Raw genomic sequence first — 17,367 nt, forward strand, 5'->3', positions numbered from 1 at the left:
GGACATGGGACTGCTGCGGCGTCGTGAACGCGCCGGTGACCTGCCCGTGGCTGACGTCGCCGACATTCTCGCCCCCACCGGGCCGGCACCCAAACCGGGTCGGCCACCCAAACCGCCGAAGGAATCGCGTGGGTCTGCCCACCGGGTTGCGCCGCGGCGGGGCTGGGATCGGCCGTTCGCCGGCCGAGCCCCCGCGCTACCGCCCACCCCGACGTATCGGGGGTCGACCGGCCAGGTGCAGGGCCTGTATCCGTGGCTGTTCGGCGCCTCCCTACCCCCGGTCGGGGCGTATATCGGCGTGGACACCCTCTCCGGTGGGGCGTTCAGCTGCCACCCCATCGAGTGGCTACGCCGCGGGCTGATCACGAACCCGAACATGCTCATCACCGGCATCCCCGGCGCCGGGAAGTCCGCCACGATCAAGGCGATCGGGCACCGACTGATGGCCTACGGCGTGCGGATGTTCATCCCCGGCGACCTGAAAAACGAGTACGCCCAGTTGGCCCGCGCCCTCGGGGTGGAGCCGGTCGAGCTGGGTCCCGGCCTGCCGGCACGCCTCAACCCGCTGGATGCCGGGCCGCTGGGCCGTAACCTGCCCCGCGACGAGCACCAGCTGCGGGAGCGCTTGGACGAGGTCCATCGTCGCCGGATCACGTTGCTGGCGTCGCTGCTGGTGGTGCGGCTGGGCCGCAACCTGACCCCCACCGAGGAAGCGGCGGTGTCGCTGGCCATCCACCACAGCACCGGCAACCACCACGACCGGCTGTACGACCCGACCATCCCGCAGGTGTGGGCGCTGCTACGCGACCCCACCCCGGAGATGGCCCACGACCTGCGGATACGCAACGACGACATCTTCGAACTGCGGGAGATGATCCGCCCCGCCGCCGACGCGCTGGGCAACATGGTCCAAGGCTCACTGTCCGGACTGTTCGACCGGCCGACCACCGTGCGCCTGGACTTCGACGCACCTATCCAAACCGTCGACCTGTCCCGCCTGGACGGCCGCGGAGACGACACCGTCGCCATGACCCTGGCCTGCGTCAGCAGCTGGGGGCAAGCGGCCATCGACGAACCCAACGGCCCCGTCCGGATGGTGGTCCGCGACGAACTGTGGCGGGCCATGCGTATCCCGGCGATGATCCGCAAAATCGACTCCGACCTTCGCCTGTCGCGCGCCCACGGCACCATCCAGATCCTGGCCACCCACCGGCTGGCCGACTTCGAAGCCGTCGGACCCGAAGGCTCCGCCGAAGTCGCCATCGCCCGAAATCTGATCGCCTCCTGCGACGTGCGGATCTGCCTGCACCAAGACACCGCCCCGCTAGCGATGACCCGCGATGCGATCGGATTGACCGACACCGAGTGCGCGCACATCGCCTCCTGGTCTGGTGAACAGGTCGGCCGCGCGATCTGGAAGATCGGCCGGCACGCCTCCCACGTCGTGCAGACCGTGCTGCACCCGGCCGAGCGGGCCCTGTTCTACACCAACGAGCGGATGGCGCTGTGATGGCCGATCACACCATCGCCCGCCGGCCGTTGTTCGACAGCGTGTCCGACTACCTGTTCGCCGCGGCGCTAGCCGCTGTCGCGGCCGTGGTGGTGGGGGTGTGGGCGGTCGGACAGGTCGCCGGCTTGCTGTTCGCGTTCAGTTGGCCGGCCGCGTCCGTGGGTGACAGCCTGCATATCCTCACCCATCTGCACGGCAACTGGGCCGATCCTCGCCAAGCCTGGCCCGCACCCGCCCGCGCGCAGCTGCCCGGCCCCGCCGGCATGTATACCGCGGCGGTGCTCACGGTCGCCGGATTCACGGCCGCCGCCGGGATGGCACTTCGGCGGGTGGGTGACCGGCGCCGCTACCGCGGCTTCGCCTCACCCGCCCAGACCCGCGCCGCGTTCGCGCAGAAGGCGGTGCTGACACGCGGCCGGCGTCTACGCGACGACCGGGACCGGCTGGAACCCGCTGATGTGGCAGTCCCGCTCGGCCGCACCCGAATCCCGCTGTGGCTGGGCATCCAACACTCGGTGCTCTTGCTAGCCGCACCACGGCAGGGCAAAACCAGCCAGGTCATCATCCCCTGGCTGGCCGACTGGCGCGGCCCCGCCCTCGTCACGTCGGTACGCAACGACGTAGCCCTCAACACCATGGCTCTGCGCACGTCTCGCGGCCCGGTGGCCGTGATGGACCTGTCCGGTACCCGCTGGCCGCACCCCCTGCGCTGGTCACCCACCAGCGACTGCGAGCGGTTCGACAAGGCCCGCGAACGCGCCGAGGTGATGGTCACCGTCGGCAAGCCGGAGACCGGCGGGTCGGACTCCACCAACGCCGGGTTCTTCGGCCTGACCGCCACGAACCTGCTCGCCGCATGGTTACACGCCGCCGCCCTCACCGACCGCTCGATGGCGGACGTGCTGCGCTGGTCCTTGGATCAGACCGACGACGAACCCATCCGGCTGCTCGCCGCCCACGCCGGCGCCGCACCCGGGGTCGCCGAGCTGATCAACAACATCTACCAGTCACCAGCCGAAACCCGCTCCAACATGTGGACCACCGTGCAGACCGCCGTCGCCCCCCTGCTGTCGACCGCGGCCCGCGATGTGTTCTGCCCACCCGCCGGCGGCGGATTCGATATCGCCGACTTCCTCACCCGCAGCGGCACCATCTACCTGCAGGTCTCGGAGAAGCAGGCCGGATCCTTGGCCCCGCTGATTTCGGCGTTCGTCGACGAGATCACCACCACCGCCCAGCAGCTGGCTGAACGCCGACCGCATGGCCGGCTCACCCCACCACTGGCGTTGATCCTCGACGAGGTGGCCAACGTTGTCCCGCTGCCGCATCTGCCCGCGCTGATGTCCTACGCCGGCGGGTCCGGCATCTTCGTCGTCGCCGTCCTGCAGGACCTGGCCCAGGCACGGCAGCGGTGGGGCCGCGACGGCGCCGACATGATCTGGGGCGCCGCCACCTGCAAAATCGCCCTCGGCGGCCTGTCCGGCGACGAGCTGGCCGAATTCTCACGACTGGCCGGCGAATACCGGGAAACGCTGAGCAGTACCAGCCGCAGCCTGCACCACGGCACCACCATGCAAACCAACCTCAGCGACCGGAAAACACTGAACCCCGACCAGGTCCGCACCCTCGACGAGGACAAGCGAGAAGCGCTGATCGTTGCCGGGACCACCCCCGCGCTGATCTCCCGAATGGTGCGCCACTACGAATCCGACCGCGCCCACGCCTACGCAACCTCCGTGGCTGCCGTACGTAAAGAACTCGCCGAACTGGAGGAACACCAGCGTGGCTGACCCCGAAAACCCCATCGCCCGCCTACGGCCCGGCGGACGCGGCAACCCCACCCCCCGTCCACGGCGGCCCGCGCCCGGCGCCAAGCGCGACAGCGACACCCCGCAGGCCGACCCGCGCACGTTGGTGCGCGAGTGGCACGCCATGACCCCCACCGAACGGCGCACCGCGTGGGTGGAGCTGGTCGATTGGGTGACCTGGCTACATGACCGCTACGAACTGGCCACCGAACACCGGCTACCGCACTGCTGGCCGCAGCACCCGGGCCTCATCGAAGAACTCTGGGCATTGAAGGCTTGGCGGCACGAGATCTACACCAGTACCGCCCCGTCCGGCCAGGCCGCCCGCTACTGGCACTCAGAACTACGGATCGTGCTCCAAAACGCAGCCACCGCCTACGCCCAACCCTGCCGCGCCGGACACCGCGCACCCGGCAAAGCCGACCAGGCAGCCCCAAACGCCGAACTCCGCGGCAGATGGCTGTCCGCCGACCCACTCGCGGCCGTGCCCGCCAACCTGATCTCAGCTAGCGCGGAGCAGACCCGCGGCGGCCAGAGCGTGCCCGATGCCGTCATCCACGATGCCCTACACCGCGGCGACGCCCGGCCACTCGGGCAACAGGTCGCCGACTTCATCCACTACGACGGCTTCTGGTGGACCCCTGAGGACGGGGCAGGCATGTGGTTGCAGATCAGCGACCCTGTCTTCGCCGCCGACCTCGACCGATCCGCCGAACGCCTCGCCGAAGCCGACCACGCCGTCGAGCAGGCACAGCAATCTCGAACACGCAGTAGCCGACAGGACTGGAGGTAAACAGCAATGACCTCGCTGAACACCCGAGCCGAACAAGCCCTCCTCGGCGCACTGCTCGCCGAACCCGTCCCCGCCGGCCCCGAGTTCGGGCACCTACGGCCCGGCGACTTCGGCAACAGCCTCCACGCCGCCGTGTACACCGCAATCACCGACACCCGCACCGCCTACCCCCACGCCTCCGGCAGCACGCTCACCGAACTGGTCGCCGAACGGGTCAACGCCAACGGTGTGGCGCCCGATTGGCTCGACGGACTACGCGATACCTGCCCCGAACCACAGCATGCCGCCGCCTACGCCCGCATGGTCATCGACGCGGGCCTACGCCGCGATATTCAACAACACGCCCAACGCATCACCACCAACGCCGCCCACAGCCGCGACGAAGCCGGCGCCGCGCACCTCAACCGCCTCGCCGCAGCCCTCGCCCGCCAAGCCCAAATCAACGCAGCCCTCATCGAAGCCGACCTCGACGAGCCCACACCTCGCCAGGCCGCCCTCCCCGAACCGACCCTCGCGGTCGAGCAAGCCGACCCCGCCCGCATCATGGCCGAGGAAGAACTACTAGCCGACCTGCTCCAACACCCAGACCAAGCACGCCAACTCGGCCGATTCCTACACTCAGACACCTTCACCAGCCCACAACGCCAACAGGTCTACGAAACGATCATCAGTATCGGCTTCGACGGCGACCCCATCGACGAACTCACCGTCGCCTGGCACCTCGAACAAACCCGCACCCACGAACGATCACAACACCTCACCGACCTACCCACCGCCATCTGGGCATACGGAGCAGCCCCCGAAACCGACCAAGCACTCCTCGCAAGGCTCCGCCGCACCCAACCCGCACGAACCGCCATCGAACTCGGACGCGACCTACTCACCGAAGACATGCGACAACGCCTCGCCGGACGCCTCGCCACCCTCGAACCACAACGCACAGCAACCACCGGCATCGACCCCCAACTCAAACCACCCCAACCAGCCCCCGGAACCCAACCATCGCCCCGCCACGACCAGTAGAAGGGACGGCAGACCATGAACCACGACACACCACAACCGACCGTCCCCGACCACAACCCCCACAGCGACACCGGCCAGCCGCTGCGTCTAGAAGTCAGCCACCACGAAATGGGCGACGCCTTCGACAACGGCACCGCCACCACCCTGTCCGACACCATCACCGACTTCGTCCTCTACCAAAACGCCTGGTGGATCGCCGACCTCGCCGGATGGCTACGCATCACCGACGACCTGACCATCCACCGGCTCGAACGCCACGCCCGCTGGGCAAGACAGAAGTAGCCAGGCGCACCTAACCGATCCGAGTTCATCGCGTTGCAGCCTTGATACGCGCCATCGACGCTGAGATGCTGGCTCGGCATCCTAAGTGACGATCTTGACGGTGGAGGCGCGGGTGGTGAGGTCTGGTGATCGACTGCCCAACGAGCGTCTGCGCGCTGCCAGGCTGCGTAAAGCATCACCGTCAGACGTGGGCGCCCCCATGTCACCACAGGAGCTGGCTGAGGCAGTCAACGCCTACCTCTGGGAGTGTTACGGCACGGGGGCCCCGACTCTCGACGCTCGCAAGGTCGGCGAGCACGAGAACGGTCGGTACCGCTGGCCGGCAGCCCTGGTACGCGAAGGCTACCGATCCGTCCTCGGCGTGGAACGCGACGCCGATCTCGGCTTCCACGGCGGGCGCAACCGAATCACGCCCAATGGGTACACACAGGGCGAACTGTGCGCCGGAACGGACCCCAACATTGCCGTTGCCGCAGCGAACAGCGACTCAGATGAGGAGGTGACGGTGCGACGCCGAGAGTTCCTCGACTACGCAGGAGCGATTGCCGCGACAGGCGCTTACCAGGCCGGAGGTGGGTTATGTGTCCTCGCCGCCGCCCTGTTTACACCCCACCGCGCCTCATCGGACAGTCCTGGTTCGTCCGAGGCTGCAGCTTTACTCCAGAGTGCTAAAGCGCGTTACCAGCGGTGTCAGCATTCAGCGGCGGCGGTTTTATTAGCAAAGGTGCTGGCACACCTACAAGACTCAGTCCGCCCCACGGCGCTAAACGTCCACGCGAACCAGTTGGCCGCGAGCCTGCTACTGAAAGCAGGTGACACGCCCCTAGCTTTGATAGCCGCCGACCGCAGCGTGTCGGCAGCTCGCCAATGCGATGACCCCCTAACCATCGCAGCAAGTAGCCGAGCGCTCGTACACGCGCTTAGCCGCGGTGGCAATCACCGATTGGCGGCGCAAATAGCCAAGCAAACCGCCGCATCAGTCTCATTGACGGCGTCAGGGCGCACGAGCGCCGGCTTAGCGCTGACGGGTGCGTTGCTCCTTCGCGGTGCCGTCGCCGCGGCCCGGTGTGACGACCGAGACACCGCCCTCACCCTGCTGGATCAAGCCACTGGCGCCGCGCATCGGCTTGGCGGAGATGGCAATGAGCAGTGGACCGCCTTCGGCCCCACGAACGTGATACTTCATCGGATCAGCGTGTCCACCATCCTTGGAGACGCGGGAGTGGCAGTGCATCTCGGCCAGTCGGCAGCCGCCAGTGCTCACATCCCATCTGTCGAACGCCGCGCGAACCTCTACCTCGACCTCGCACGTGCCCACACCCAACGCGAGCACTGGGAAAACGCGACCCGTGCACTATGTAATGCTGAACGCGTCGCACCGGAGGAAGTGCGACTACGTCCCGCAGTTCATCAGCTAGTCACCGATCTGCACCGAAGGGTGCCAGCTAACCGCCGGCCGCCGGTAAGAGACCTGGCGCAGCGTATCGGCGCCGCTCTGTGAATAGCACCATCAGAACTCTGTATATTGTGGTCTGCGGCGCTGGACCGGCAAGCGAGGTCGGCAGTCTTGTGGCGCTTGCACAAGCCAGCGGTTGGGAGGTTCAACTGATAGCCACTCCTGCCGCGATAGGCTTTCTTGACGTCAAGGCTTTGGAAGCCCAGACGGGACGTCCGGTCAAGTCCAGCTACCGCAAGCCCACCACCCCTCGTGGACCACGCCTCACACCGGCCGCAATTATCGTGGCCCCTGCGACGTTCAACACGATCAACAAACTCGCAGCCGGGATCAGCGACACCTATGCACTCGGATTCCTAGCCGAACAAATCGGCACCGACATTCCAATCGTCGTCCTGCCCTTCATCAACGCCGCCCTCGCCGCCCGTATACCGCTGCGTAACGCGATCGAGACTCTGCGCGCGGAGGGCATCGACGTGCTACTCGGAACATCAGGTTACGAACCGCACCCCCCGGGATCTGGCAACAGCAACATCAGCCCCTTTCCCTGGCTGGCTGCATTAGAGCGGGTGGACAGCGAGACGTCACGGCACACTACTAGGTCCCGCCATTTTAAATGACCATAGTAGACCTCATCACAGCCAATGCCCGCGGTCCGGGTAAGGACTCTGCCGTGGCACGACACCTTTTGGAGATCGAAGGTCATACCGATCCGGTGTTCAGCGTCAGGCAACCCGCTCGACGGTTCATCGTAGAGCTGCAACGCCGGAATTGGCCGACCGACGCCACCGCGTTGTGGGCGCTCGCCGAGCAAATTGCCGTGGCTGCGTAGATGACTTCCCATCCTCCCGTCCGTGCCCTGTGCCTTGTCGTGTGCGCAGCCCGCCGGCCCGCCGCATCGGCGACTTCGTCGCCGCTGTCCAGCGCGAGGGATGGGCCGTCCACCTTATCGCCACCCCCACCGCCGTTGCTTGGCTGCCGCTCGATGAACTCGCGGAGCAGACCGGCAGGGCGGGGTGCGGGATCGGCAGCGCCGCCCCGACGAGCCGAGCGCCCAATCAGTGCCCGACGCGGTCGCTGTCGTTCCCGCCACCTTCAACATGATTGACATGTGGGCCGCCGGGATCAACGACAGGCTGGCCCTCTGTGTCCTCAACGGCGCGCTCGGAACTCGCCTTGCAGTCGTCGCTTCGCCCTACGCCAAAGCTGACCTCGCTGCCCATCCCCGCATTCGCCGGCCACCTCCGGCTGCTCGCCGAACGCGGTGTCCGGCTGACAGCAACGAGGCACTACGCCCGGCCGATCCCGACGGGCCATTCCAGTGGTCGCCGGTCCTGGATCTGCTGCGTGCACTTCCCCGTCCCGCCGACTGATCCGCGAGGCCACCTCGACAAATCGGGGACATCGGGAACGGCTGTCCTCGGCGCCTCGGCCTCCGGGCGGGATTTACCGTCGGCTCCAGATGTCCGGACCCGCCGGCGCAGGTCTTTTGATCTTGATCGGGTTGATGCAACCGTCCGTGCCGGCGTCGACCGCCGTGGCAGCCTTGATCCGACAGGATGCCACTGGAATGCTGACCCTTCGGCACTATTCGGGTCGCGACCAGTGATGGGGGGACGGTGAAGGCCTCGGCTGACAAGGCGCCGAACAATCGCCTACGCGCCGCCCGGCTGCGCCGCCCGACGCCGTCTGGGTTCGGGGGCCCGATGTCGCCTCAGGAGTTGGCTGAGGCGGTCAACGGCTACCTGTGGGAGCGGTACGGGTCCGGTGCGCCGACGATCGATGCGCGGAAGGTTCGAGAACACGAGAGTGGCCGGTACCGGTGGCCGACAGCGTTGGTGCGGGAGGGGTACCGAGCGGTCCTGGGCGCGGCGTGCGACGCCGACCTCGGCTTCTACGGCGGCCGGACACCGCCCTGCGACCATGATCCCGGCGCGGGAAGCACACTCATCCGCCCCTACACGGTGCCGGCTTACTGCACCCCCGGGCTCGACACCGCATCCGCCAATGACCATCAGGAGATGTTGAGCGCACTCCGACGCTGTCTGCTGGCGCCAGGACGCTCCCCCCGGTCGGCCGGCGAGCCAGACCACCACGCGCAACGTGCGGATATCGGGGCGGCACACCTCGCCTACCAACGCGCCGACTACTCCACTACGGCATCCCTGCTACCGGACATCATCGGCCGCGCTGAAGCAGGCCTAGGCGGCGGCCGGCAGCGGCAGGCGGCGGAGTACCTCCTGCCTGCCGCCCACCTAGCAGCGGCGAAACTTGCGCTCAGGGCAGGTGACCACAGCTTGGCTCTCGTCGCCGCTGACCGTGCACGACGAGGCGCCGACTCCACCGGAAACAATGACTTGGCCGGCGCGGCTGCGCACAGCATCGCCTGCGCCGTCCTGGCGACACCGCAGCGGCAGGACCAAGCCGCGGACCTCGTGGCGGAGGCACTCGATGTCCTCGACCGAGACGGCCTGCGCACCCGCGCCCGACTTTCGGTTCGTGGAGCGCTGACGCTGCTTTCCGGCGTCATCGCGGCGCGTCGCGGACGACACCAAGACGCCGCCTGTTACCTGGACCGCGCGGCCAGCATGGCTGATCAGATCGGTGGCGACCACAACGACGTCTGGACAGGCTTCGGCCCCACCAACGTGGCCATTCACCGCATCGGCATCGCAGCCGATTACGACCCCGCCGCCGCGCTCCGGCTCGGGGCAAGCGTGGACCTCTCCCGGCTACCCGAAGCACTCATTGGCCGGCGAACGCGGGTGCATCTGGATCTCGCCGCAGCCCACGCCCGCGGTGCGGGCCACGACGCCTCCGCAGTACTGCACCTGCTAGAAGCCGAACGTCTCTCCGCCCAGATCTTCAGCGTCAACCAACCAGCACGACACCTAATCGCCGAACTTCTCCAGCGAGAACGGCATGCGGACATGCCAGGCCTGCGGGCGCTCGCCGAACGCACCGCCGTGGCGGCGTAAGTGCCCCCTCGTACCGGCCGCACGCTGTGCCTGGTGGTATGTGCAGCCCCGCCGGCCCGCCGCATCGGTGAGTTCGTCGCCGCTGTCCAACGCGAAGGATGGACCGTACACATCATCGCCACCCCCACTGCCACTTCCTGGCTGCCGGTCGACGACCTCGCCGAACAGACCGGCAGTCCGGTACGGCATCGGCAGCGTCACCCCGACGAACAGAGCACCCAACCGATGCCCGACGCGCTCGCCGTCGTCCCCGCCACCTTCAACACGATCAACAAGTGGGCCACCGGGATCAACGACAGCCTGGCCCTTGGCGTCCTCAACGGCGCGCTCGGAACCCGCCTGCCAATCGTGGCCTCGCCCTACGCCAAAGCCGACCTCGCCGCCCATCCCGCATTCGACGGCCACCTGCGACGGCTCGCCGACAGCGGAGTCCGGCTGACAACGACAGAGGCACTACGCCCGGCCGATCCCGACGGGCCCTACCACTGGTCGCCGGTCCTGGACCTCCTACGTGCGCTACCCAGCCCAATGGACTGTTCCGCTCGGTCCCCACGAACATGATCATGGAGCCAGTGGGTCACAGTCTTACGGGGCGGGCGCGGCACCTCCGCGCCGCTTCACCGTCGGCGGTCGGGATAATGCGTTAGCAGGGGCGGCCAAAAGCCGCCGGCCTCCGCCGGGATGGTTCTTCCTCGCAGGACTACTCTGCCGCAGCCGCACCCGGGGGCGTCGACCCCGTCACGAACAGGCTCTCGTTGATGTCGTGCCGCGTCTTGATCTGGCGCTAGGCCGTTGAAATGCTGCATCGGACACCATTTGTTTGATCTTGGCAAGTTGGAGGTGTGGTGGCGACGGCAGATGACAAACCGCCGAATGATCGTCTGCGGGCGGCGCGGCTGCGTCGTCCGTCACCGTCCGGTGCCTGCGGTCCTATGTCACCTCAGGAGTTGGCGGAGGCGGTCAACCGCTACCTGTGGCAACAGCACGGTCCTGGTTCGCCGACACTTGATGATCGAAAGGTTGTCGAGCATGAAGGTGGCCGGCACCGCTGGCCGACGGCGCTGGTGCGGGAGGGATACCGGGCAGTCCTGGGTGCGGCGTGCGACGCTGACCTTGGCTTTTACGGCGGCCGGCGGCCACGGCGTGCTGTCGTGGATGAAGGACAGAGTCTCTGTGGGTTGGGTGGGGAGGATGAGCAGATGCGGCGTCGCGCGCTACTGATGTCTCTTGCAGCGGGCGGAGGCGCGGCTGCCGCGCCGGGTCTCCTGCGGCTTGCTGCCGGTGACTCCCTCCGGCTGGCCGAGGCCGCCCACCAAGATCAGCCCGTGTCGACGGACCTGCAGGCGCTTCGCACCGACCTACGGCGGGCCGCCGACGATTACGTGGCCACCTCCGATGTCGGGCGCGGAATCGTCGACGCCGTCGTGCTGCGTGATCGGGTTGCCGCTCAGATCGAAAGCGGCCGGCAGCATCCACGGACGGCAGCCGACTTGTACGTGACCATGAGCGCCACCTGCCTCCTCCTGGCCTCGCTGTCCCATGATGTGGGTGAGCCGGAGGCGGGCATGGCGCAGGCGCGCAGCGCCGAGTCGTTCGCGGCAATGGCCGGGCACACCGGGCTGCGGAGCTGGGCGCTGTGCACGAAAGCGATGATCGACCTGTGGCGCGGACACACCGAAGCTGTCCTCGCCCACGCTGCCGAAGGCAACGACGTGGCGGTGGGCGGCGACGGGCACCGGCGGCTGCGTGGTCTACAGGTGCGGGCGCTCGCCCAGCTGGGCCGCCGGGATGAAGCGCGAGCACTGTTGCGTACTGAACCGCCGCCGCGGTCACCGGTGGGGGCTCTGGCTGAGTTCGGGGGATTGTTTTCGTTTCCGCATCATCGGCAGCTGTATTACCGGGCGGTGAGCTACGCCCATCTGGGTGATCAGGGTGCGGTGGAGGAAACGATGGCGGCGCTGGGCTACGGCCAGTCGGCACCGGCTGGTGGCAGTTGGCCGGTGAGCTGGGCGCTTGGGCGCGGATATCTGGCCATCGCCCGATTGGATTCCACTGGCGGTGGGCCGGAGGGGGCAGTTGAGGCGGTGCGTCCGGTGCTGGAGATGCCGAAGCAGCAGCGGATCAAGCAAGTCCACCAGGTGCTCGGTGAGGTGACAGCCCGGTTGCGGGCCGGACGGCACGCGACATCCCGATCAGGCCGTGAGCTGACCGAGGCGATCCGATCGTTCCGTCAAGAGGCGACAGCATGACCGGCCCGTTGATCCGCGGCGACCTGGGGCGGGCGCATCGCCTGCTCAGTCCGAGGGTCGCCTACCTGATCGGTAGTCGCAGCCCCAGTGGCGAAGCGAACCTGATTCCGGTGTCGAACGTGACTTCGGTGTCTACCGACCCGCAGATGATCATCGTGGCGGTTCATCGGGATTTTCGGACCTGTGGGAACTTGGCGTCTGCTGACGGGTTCACGCTGTCGGTGCCGCGGGCGGATCAGTTGGAAGGCGTGTGGCGGCTCGGCGCCCGCTACTCCCGATACGAATTCCCCGACCGGGCGACCAAGCTGGCAGCGTGCGGGCTACCGATAGCCGAGGATGTGTCTGCCTACGGTCCGGTGCTGCGTAACGGGCTCGGCTGGATGACATGCCGGCGCACACAGCGCCTGGATACCGGCGGCGACCACGGCGTGTACCTCGCTGCCGTCGAGGAAGTCGCATTCAATTCCGCCGACTTCGACCCCGACGGTGTACCCCGCGAGACCGCTCAGCCGATCATGCAGGTCAGCGGGAACGTGTTCGCCACAGCGGGCGACCGCCGCACGATCCCGTACGGTGACCAGGCAAAATGACGACAGCGAACGATGGGCCACACCATCGAGGCAGGCTCAGGCTGCCGGGGCTACGAGCCGCTCGTCTAGGGCGGCGTCATGGTGCTCGAACCAGGCCCTGCCGATGAGGCGTGTGCACTGATCGCTTACCTGAGCGTTTGAGGCGAGAGGCAACGATGACGCAAACGACCACACCGCCGATGGCAGCGCCGGGCTGGGCGCAGTATCGGGCGGTGGCCCGGCCGGCTGGTCTGTTCACCGTGTGGGTGGACTACCCGGTGTCGGCGCGATTGTGCGTCGCGGCGCACAGGTGGGGACTGCGCCCGTCGGCGCTGACGTTGGCGAACCTGGTGCTTGGGGTGGGTGCGTCGCTGACCACGGTCGCTTTGGCTGAGGCAGTGGCCGGCGGTACGGCCCGGTGGTGGGGGGTTGTCGCCTGGCTGTTGTGGCAGGTGGCGTATGTGTGTGACTGCTGTGATGGGCAGCTGGCGCGGGTGACTGGTCAGTCGAGTGCGGCCGGTGGTCGGCTGGACGTGTTGTGTGACATCGCGGTGCAGATTGCGTTGGTGGGTGCGGTCGCTGCGGTGGTGTCGGCGGCGAGTTCGTGGGTGCCGTCGTGGTTGCTGGCGGTGTTCGGTGCTTCGTGGATGGTCAACATGGTGACCTCGGTGATGGCCAAGGAAGGCACCAACGTGAGTTTGGTGACCTCCGGGTCTCCGCTGGTGCGGCTGGTGAAGTTGGTCCGTGACTACGGCTTCATGGTGACCCTGGTCGCCGTATCGCTGGTGCTGTGGCCGGCGGGCATGGTTTGGGTGATGGCGCTGTTCACGGTCGTGAACTGCGGCTTCCTGGCAGCGAGTGTCGCGGCGTCGGGCCGGTCGGCGTGGGGGGCCGGAGGCCAGGGCCGATAGCCGCTACTGCCAGGCGATCCATTCGGCTTCGGCCATCACGTCCAACAGTGCGTGGGCGTGGGCGGGGTGGACGGTGAGTGCCGTGATCCGGGCGGCGCGTGCGGCGATCTGCGCGACGTTGTGCTGGTCATCGATGCTGTGGGCCACGGCGACGAGTCTCGCGTAGTCCGCGGCGCCACCGACGAGCAGCCGGGCCAGGCGGGTGCGTCCGTCCCGGCTGAGGGCGTGGTCGAGGTTGTGAAGGTTCCACGGCCCTTGCCACCGGCGTAACGGGACGGCGGCCGTGGCCGAGTCGGTGCTCGGCGCGGTCTCGCCGCTCGGGATGAGGCGATCGGCGATGTCGGCCAGGTGGGCGCGCGTGTGGTTGATGTCGGTCAGCATCGTGGGGTGCCAGAGCTGGAGCGTGCGCAGCGCACCGTCTGCCACCTCTGCGGTGTGCCGCAGGTCCTCCGCAGTCGTATTGGCCCCGTCGGCGGAGATGATCAGTGCGGTGAGACGGCGGCAGCCGAGGTCTGCGACGGCGTCGATCACCTGGGCCAACGCCGGCCCACCGGTGGACAGGGCTGTGACGGCGACCGCTGTGGTGACTGCGGCGCGGTGTAGTTCGGGGTAGGAGATTGTGGCGGTGGTGTCGTGGGAGGTGTGGTGGAACCGGTTAGGCAGGCGGGTGATGTGGGCGGCGGGGATGCCGATGCTGCGGTCGGCGAACAGCAGGTGGTCGCTGGCGCCAACGAACGGGACGACCGCGCGCGGCCAGGTCGGTAGCTGAACGGCCGTCGAGTAGGAAACCGCGGCAGGGCTCACAGCACGCGCGGCGGCTTCTAACGCGCCGGCGAGCGGGGCCGGTAGGTGGTCTGGGCTTTGCTCGATGGTGAGGACGCCGCCGCAGATGTTGGGGTCACCGCCGAGCATGTCGAGGCTGAGCGCGAACGCGGGCTTGTGGTCGGGGTGGTCGGCGATGTCGTGGAGGTACGCGGCGGTGCCGACCATTTCCGGTGCCCACAGGAACGCCAAGTTCGGACCCCGGTCCGGGCCGTAGATGTGGTGGGCGGCGCGAGCGATGCTCAGCAGCGCGGCGACGCCGGAGGCGTTGTCGTCTGCTCCGGGCGCGGGGTGGCAGAGGTGGGCGATCAGCACGCCGAGTTGTCCGCCGGTGCGGTGGCGGCGTCGGGCGTAGACCAGCGGCATGGGGGCGGCGGGGTCGTGCTCGGCATGAACGTGGACGTGGCCGTTGTTCGCTGCGGCGGCCTGCAGCCGGTTGCTCTGGCTCGCGGAGACGCTGAAGCCGACGAGGGGGCATCCGTCGGGTAGTTCCATGCGGTCGATGACTGTGTCGTCGCAGCCCTCGCGGCGGGTCGATCGCAAGGCCAGGCCGATGGCACCCCAGTCGTGGAGTTGCTCGACCAGGGTCCGCAGCGCGAAGCGTCCCAGCGGCGGGCTGATCACGAACGCGCCGGGGACCCGGGGCTGGGGTGTGCGGGCGAGGTCGATCAGCGGTGCCCGGATGCCCGAGGGTGGGGTGGATGCCGATCCCCGAGCCAGGGTGCAAGGGTCGAGCGGGTAGCTGGTGACCGGCCCGGTTTCGCCGAGGATGGTCAGGGACGCCGCTCGCGGGGAGCCGGCTTGCGGGGCGGTGTAGTTCCACCAGCGGGCATCAGGGGCGCCAGGTTGGTAGCGGCGCACCTGCACGTCGAGGCCGCAGGCGGCGGCGCGGTCGGCGATGTCGTCGGCGAGGTTGTTCAGGCCGTGGCTGCCCTGGAGGCGGTCGATGCCGGCGACGGTGGTGAGGTCGTGCCGCAACTGGTCGTGGGTGATGGCCTGGCGGTAGCACAGGGCCAGCTCCGGCATCTGCACGCGGCACCGCTCCATTCTCAATGGTGGGGACGTGAATGAGGACCGCGCCGGCCCGGGCGCTAGGGGGCTTCACCGAGCCGGCGCGGTGGCTTGGGGGCTCAGCTGTCGTAGAAGGACACGTCGGAGCCGGGCTGGTAGAAGTGCGCGATGAGGCTCTGCCGGGTGCGGCCGGCGTCGGCGTCGACCCGTTGCACGGCGTGCCATGAGTTGTCGCTGCGTACGACGACCACGCTGGTTCCCGCGTTGGGGGTGACGCGGGTGTGGGTGTCGAGCATCCTGTTTGACCGGTTGATCAGCAGGTCGCCGCCGATGTCTTCGGGCCAGTCGGTGTTGAAGTAGAAGATGTGCGATAGCAGCTTGCGTTCGTCGTCGCGGTGCGGGCTGAACCAGGCGTCCGGCCCGTACCGGTAGAACGCAATCTTCAAGACCGCGTCAGTGAGGTCCGCGCCGGTTAGGGCCTGTAGGGCGTTGCGGTAGGGCGTATCGGTGAGCTGTCGGAGGAGCTGCTGCCACGGGCAGGGGTCGTTCGGGCCGCGGAGGGTGATGTCGTTGCGCGCCTCCAGCGTGAAGTTCTTGTCAGTACCGGTCTGGCTCAGCCGCTTGAACCCGTGCGTCGGGTAGGAGATGGTCAGGGCCTCGGTGATCGCGGGGCTGGCGAAGGTGTCGCCGATGATCGCGTACGTCCACGGCTGGGTGTGCACGGTGGCGCCGCGGATGGCCGCTAGATTCAGCGGCGCGGTGACGGCGGCCGTCACGAGCTGGTGCCTTCGGGGCCGGTCTGGTCCCCGGCGGCGACCAGCCACGACGGGATCTCCTCGGACGCGCGGGCCAGGATGGTCGGGTCGGCGAAGCCGGCCGCCAGCGCGGGGAACCGTTCGGCGATCAGGTAGGCGGTGAAGTACAGCGAGGAACGCAGGTAGCTCACCGACGGGGTGCGACGCTGGTAGTTACGCATCGTGTTCTCGACGTCCAGAGCGTCGATCATCCGCTTCGGGATCTGGTACAGCGGGGCGATCAGGTCCACGTCGCGGATCTGCCGGACCGGGTACGGCGGCAGGATCCGGCCGGTGAGGGCCTGGTACAGCCGCTCGGCGATCACGTCTTCCTGGTTGAACCCGAAGATGACGGCGCGGCGGCCGGCGGCCTTGGCGACTTCCATGTTGAGTTCCTGCACCCAGTAGGTGGCCAGGATCTCGGCCTCGTCGTGGGGGAACTCGTTGCTGTACCGGTCCAGGGCGCTGGCAAAGCCGTCGGTGAAGCCGAGCATCTTCGCCGACGCGGCCTCGTCGTACACCGCGTACGGGATGCCGAAGTTCACGGCGATGGTGGTGGCAGCCTCGATGTGTGCGGTCTCGTCCTCGAACCCGTTGGCGGTGATGATCGCCTGGAACTGTGCGCCCGGGTGGTGGTCGCGGTATCGGCCGACGCACTCGCCCACGATCCGCCCGTCCCCGCCACCGGATAAAGCAACCTGGATCACCGCGTCGGGGCCGTTGGCGCGGCGGTAGTTGTCCAGGACGGCGCTGAATGAGGCGTAGATGTAGTCGATGGCTTCCCGGCGGTCGAACTGCAGCAGGGTCAGCTTCTGGTCGATGTCGGCGGCGAAAATCTCCGCCACAGGGTCCGCCGACACGCTCAGTTGAATCGTCGGATCGAGAATGCCGAAGTCGGGGTTACGCATCGAGTACGCCGAAATCGTGTCCACGGCCCCTAGAACCCGTGTCAGCGACACGAACTGCATGTCGTCGTTGAACAGCAGCAGACCCTGTGCCGGTAAATTGTGGCGGCGCAGAGCTTCGAGAACGGTCTCGCCCTCACCTGTGTGGACGTCGAGATCGAATGCCGTCGTGCGTGTGCGGATGCGGCCCACGTCGTGATCCTCCAAGTCGTTCGAAGATGGTGGGGCCGACTGGCGCGTCGGCCCCACCACTGCT

16 protein-coding genes are annotated in these 17,367 nt (G+C 67.9%); 12 read left to right on the plus strand and 4 right to left on the minus strand.

Going from position 1 to position 17,367, the window contains the following annotated elements; translation table 11 throughout:
- The first annotated feature begins 4 nt into the window (after positions 1-4).
- Genes IEY94_RS00755 through IEY94_RS00775 form a run of 5 tightly spaced genes read left to right on the plus strand, consistent with a single transcriptional unit; the run spans position 5 to position 5,416 of the window.
- Positions 5-1,510, plus strand: a complete 1,506-nt coding sequence (locus tag IEY94_RS00755; protein WP_189168038.1) for a putative type IV secretion/conjugal transfer ATPase — start codon at positions 5-7, stop codon at positions 1,508-1,510.
- Positions 1,510-3,300, plus strand: coding sequence for a type IV secretory system conjugative DNA transfer family protein (locus IEY94_RS00760; protein ID WP_189168039.1), 1,791 nt, complete (start codon positions 1,510-1,512; stop codon positions 3,298-3,300). The genes IEY94_RS00755 and IEY94_RS00760 overlap by 1 nt, the downstream gene beginning before the upstream one ends.
- Positions 3,293-4,111 carry a hypothetical protein gene (locus IEY94_RS00765; protein ID WP_189168040.1) on the plus strand — a complete coding sequence of 273 codons (819 nt, stop codon included), beginning with the start codon at positions 3,293-3,295 and terminating at the stop codon, positions 4,109-4,111. The genes IEY94_RS00760 and IEY94_RS00765 overlap by 8 nt, the downstream gene beginning before the upstream one ends.
- A 6-nt stretch (positions 4,112-4,117) precedes the next feature.
- Positions 4,118-5,134, plus strand: coding sequence for a DnaB-like helicase N-terminal domain-containing protein (locus tag IEY94_RS00770; RefSeq protein WP_189168041.1), 1,017 nt, complete (start codon positions 4,118-4,120; stop codon positions 5,132-5,134).
- Between the two features lie 15 nt (positions 5,135-5,149).
- The gene (locus IEY94_RS00775) at positions 5,150-5,416 is read left to right on the plus strand and encodes a hypothetical protein (protein WP_189168042.1); all 267 of its coding nucleotides are present in this window, start codon (positions 5,150-5,152) and stop codon (positions 5,414-5,416) included.
- A gap of 1,015 nt (positions 5,417-6,431) precedes the next feature.
- Here IEY94_RS00775 and IEY94_RS00780 read toward each other — a convergent pair.
- Positions 6,432-6,602: a hypothetical protein gene (locus tag IEY94_RS00780; RefSeq protein ID WP_189168043.1), complete on the minus strand. Its 171-nt coding sequence runs from the start codon at positions 6,600-6,602 to the stop codon at positions 6,432-6,434.
- Positions 6,603-6,913: 311 nt separating this feature from the next.
- On the opposite strand from IEY94_RS00780, the gene IEY94_RS00785 reads away from it, so the two are divergent.
- The 7 genes from IEY94_RS00785 to IEY94_RS00815 all read left to right on the plus strand — a co-directional run bounded on the left by IEY94_RS00785 (position 6,914) and on the right by IEY94_RS00815 (position 13,579).
- Positions 6,914-7,492 (plus strand): flavoprotein, encoded by a 579-nt coding sequence (locus IEY94_RS00785; protein WP_189168044.1) that lies wholly within the window; start codon positions 6,914-6,916, stop codon positions 7,490-7,492.
- Positions 7,493-7,545: 53 nt separating this feature from the next.
- Positions 7,546-7,704, plus strand: coding sequence for a hypothetical protein (locus tag IEY94_RS00790; RefSeq protein WP_189168045.1), 159 nt, complete (start codon positions 7,546-7,548; stop codon positions 7,702-7,704).
- Between the two features lie 787 nt (positions 7,705-8,491).
- Positions 8,492-9,850 (plus strand): hypothetical protein, encoded by a 1,359-nt coding sequence (locus IEY94_RS00795; protein WP_189168046.1) that lies wholly within the window; start codon positions 8,492-8,494, stop codon positions 9,848-9,850.
- Positions 9,851-10,411 carry a flavoprotein gene (locus IEY94_RS00800; RefSeq protein WP_189168047.1) on the plus strand — a complete coding sequence of 187 codons (561 nt, stop codon included), beginning with the start codon at positions 9,851-9,853 and terminating at the stop codon, positions 10,409-10,411.
- Positions 10,412-11,175: 764 nt separating this feature from the next.
- Positions 11,176-12,099, plus strand: coding sequence for a hypothetical protein (locus tag IEY94_RS00805; protein ID WP_189168048.1), 924 nt, complete (start codon positions 11,176-11,178; stop codon positions 12,097-12,099).
- Positions 12,096-12,689 carry a flavin reductase family protein gene (locus tag IEY94_RS00810; protein ID WP_189168049.1) on the plus strand — a complete coding sequence of 198 codons (594 nt, stop codon included), beginning with the start codon at positions 12,096-12,098 and terminating at the stop codon, positions 12,687-12,689. The genes IEY94_RS00805 and IEY94_RS00810 overlap by 4 nt, the downstream gene beginning before the upstream one ends.
- Positions 12,690-12,844: 155 nt before the next feature.
- Complete coding sequence (locus IEY94_RS00815) at positions 12,845-13,579, plus strand: CDP-alcohol phosphatidyltransferase family protein (protein ID WP_189168050.1); 735 nt, start codon at positions 12,845-12,847, stop codon at positions 13,577-13,579.
- A 3-nt stretch (positions 13,580-13,582) separates the two neighbouring features.
- On the opposite strand, the gene IEY94_RS00820 is transcribed toward IEY94_RS00815, so the two are convergent.
- The 3 genes from IEY94_RS00820 to IEY94_RS00830 form a co-directional block, all read right to left on the minus strand.
- Positions 13,583-15,427: a M28 family peptidase gene (locus tag IEY94_RS00820; RefSeq protein ID WP_229783302.1), complete on the minus strand. Its 1,845-nt coding sequence runs from the start codon at positions 15,425-15,427 to the stop codon at positions 13,583-13,585.
- A gap of 104 nt (positions 15,428-15,531) precedes the next feature.
- Entirely contained in the window at positions 15,532-16,188 is a 657-nt protein-coding gene (locus tag IEY94_RS00825) for a 2OG-Fe(II) oxygenase (RefSeq protein ID WP_189168052.1), read from the minus strand.
- Complete coding sequence (locus IEY94_RS00830; protein WP_189168053.1) at positions 16,185-17,303, minus strand: hypothetical protein; 1,119 nt, start codon at positions 17,301-17,303, stop codon at positions 16,185-16,187. Before IEY94_RS00830 ends, IEY94_RS00825 begins: the two co-directional genes overlap by 4 nt.
- Positions 17,304-17,367: the final 64 nt, after the last annotated feature.

Source organism: Pilimelia anulata (assembly GCF_014647895.1).
Lineage (GTDB): Bacteria > Actinomycetota > Actinomycetes > Mycobacteriales > Micromonosporaceae > Pilimelia > Pilimelia anulata.

Excerpts from the sequence above, each read along its gene's own strand:
- IEY94_RS00755 (WP_189168038.1), top strand. The coding sequence starts at position 5 with ATGGGACTGCTGCGGCGTCGTGAACGCGCCGGTGACCTGCCCGTGGCT.
- IEY94_RS00760 (WP_189168039.1), top strand. The coding sequence starts at position 1,510 with ATGGCCGATCACACCATCGCCCGCCGGCCGTTGTTCGACAGCGTGTCC.
- IEY94_RS00770 (WP_189168041.1), top strand. The coding sequence starts at position 4,118 with ATGACCTCGCTGAACACCCGAGCCGAACAAGCCCTCCTCGGCGCACTG.
- IEY94_RS00775 (WP_189168042.1), top strand. The coding sequence starts at position 5,150 with ATGAACCACGACACACCACAACCGACCGTCCCCGACCACAACCCCCAC.
- IEY94_RS00780 (WP_189168043.1), bottom strand. The coding sequence starts at position 6,602 with ATGAAGTATCACGTTCGTGGGGCCGAAGGCGGTCCACTGCTCATTGCC.
- IEY94_RS00810 (WP_189168049.1), top strand. The coding sequence starts at position 12,096 with ATGACCGGCCCGTTGATCCGCGGCGACCTGGGGCGGGCGCATCGCCTG.
- IEY94_RS00815 (WP_189168050.1), top strand. The coding sequence starts at position 12,845 with ATGACGCAAACGACCACACCGCCGATGGCAGCGCCGGGCTGGGCGCAG.
- IEY94_RS00820 (WP_229783302.1), bottom strand. The coding sequence starts at position 15,427 with ATGCCGGAGCTGGCCCTGTGCTACCGCCAGGCCATCACCCACGACCAG.